Genomic DNA, 1,531 nt, shown 5'->3' on the forward strand with positions numbered 1-1,531 from the left:
CATGACGCTCAAGACCGTCTCCCGCCCTCGTGGAGCCAAGGGCTTCGTCGTCCTGCCCCGCCGCTGGAAAGTCGAACGCACCCTCGGCTGGATCATGAAAGCCCGGCGAAACGTCCGCGACTACGAACGCCTCCCTCAGCACTCCGAAGCACACCTGACCTGGGCACTCATCACCCTCATGACCCGCCGGATCACCCGGAAGAACACTCGTTCCGACTGGTCGAAGAAGCGCTGAGCACCAACGCTCGATACTTCTCCATGCACTGCTCCCCGGCGCCGTGTCCGGGGAGCTTCGGCTTCGGCGTCTATGCTCCGGGCTGGGTGAGCAACAGCGCGCGGATTCGTGGGCCGCCCCGCAGTGAAGACCGACACGAGCCGCAGATCCACGCAGGTGTGCCCTCCTGCGTCATCCCGCCAATGAACACGCACATGGTCAGCGCATGACCTGGCCCCGCAGAATCACGCGCATTGGTCGTCCAAGAACCTCTGGCTCCGCAGCAGGGTCCCGGTCATACGCGACGAGATCGGCGGGCGCTCCATCTATCAGACCCGGCAGCCCCAGCCAGTCCCGTGCCGTCCATGAAGCAGCCCCGAGCGCTTCCTCCGCCGGCATCCCCGCCCGAAGCAGCCATTGAGACTCCGTGGCAACCGTGCCACACGGGAAGGTGTCCGTCCCGGCGAGGACTGTGACACCCGCTTCGTGCGCCAGACGCACATTGTCGATCATGCCTTGCCAGCCAAGAAGCCAGCTCGAGCGCTTCGCGCTGGACTCGCGGCCTCTCCAGACCTCCGCACTCTCGGCGAACGCCGAGAGAGTGGGTATGTACGCGGTGCCCTGCCCGGCCATCAGGTCCAAGAGATCCGGATCGAGGTGCATCCCGTGTTCAAGGCTGTCCGCTCCAGCCAGGACAGCGTTTCGCGAGCCCTCACCGGTCTGGCAGTGCACGGCGACCCGCCCACCGACAGCATGAACCGCATCCACGGTCGCCTTCAGCACATCCAGAGGCACAGCGGGCTCGTCCCACCGCCAGTCACCGATGACCTTGCACCAGCCCGACGAGGCCGTGGCCTCCTCAACCGCTGCCCCCGCCAACTCGTGCTCACCAACATCCCGCCCTGCCCCAGGGAAGAAACGCCCCGGCGTCGCCAGCCACTGCCCCGCCGATCGGACGCGCGGCAAATCGGGTTCTGTGTCGACCCAGCCAGGCATCCGCTCCGCGGTCCCCGGTGTCCGCACCAACAGCACGCCCGCATCCCGGTGCTCCGACAAATGCCGCCGCAACAACGCCTCGTCGAACCTGTCCTCCGGACTCTCCGCTCCCGGATGCGTGTGGACGTCGACAAGTCCCGGCAAAAGCCATCCGCCGTCCACAACGGTCTCCACCTGCTTCGCTGCCGCCCCAGCAGGCGGCTCAGTCCGCAGCCGCTCTCCCTCGACCCAGAACGTGCGCTCCTCGCGCTCAGGCAGAACGACACCGCGTATACGCCTGATCATGACTACGAACCTACGCGACCCAGCCGGAGCGCCCCC

General features: G+C 66.8%; 1 protein-coding gene and 1 pseudogene. One reads left to right on the forward strand and one right to left on the reverse strand.

Going from position 1 to position 1,531, the window contains the following annotated elements; translation table 11 throughout:
- Positions 1 to 235 (forward strand): annotated as a pseudogene (locus PUR26_RS05830) (IS5-like element IS4811 family transposase); the annotation flags it as partial.
- 198 nt (positions 236 to 433) lie between these two features.
- Here PUR26_RS05830 and PUR26_RS05835 read toward each other — a convergent pair.
- Positions 434 to 1,495 carry an amidohydrolase family protein gene (locus PUR26_RS05835; RefSeq protein WP_329869850.1) on the reverse strand — a complete coding sequence of 354 codons (1,062 nt, stop codon included), beginning with the start codon at positions 1,493 to 1,495 and terminating at the stop codon, positions 434 to 436.
- Positions 1,496 to 1,531: the final 36 nt, after the last annotated feature.

Source organism: Streptomyces sp. SP18CS02 (assembly GCF_036322365.1).
Classification (GTDB): domain Bacteria; phylum Actinomycetota; class Actinomycetes; order Streptomycetales; family Streptomycetaceae; genus Streptomyces.

What these genes read in the sequence shown, in the direction of transcription:
- PUR26_RS05835 (WP_329869850.1), bottom strand. Translation starts at nt 1,495, where the DNA reads ATGATCAGGCGTATACGCGGTGTCGTTCTGCCTGAGCGCGAGGAGCGC.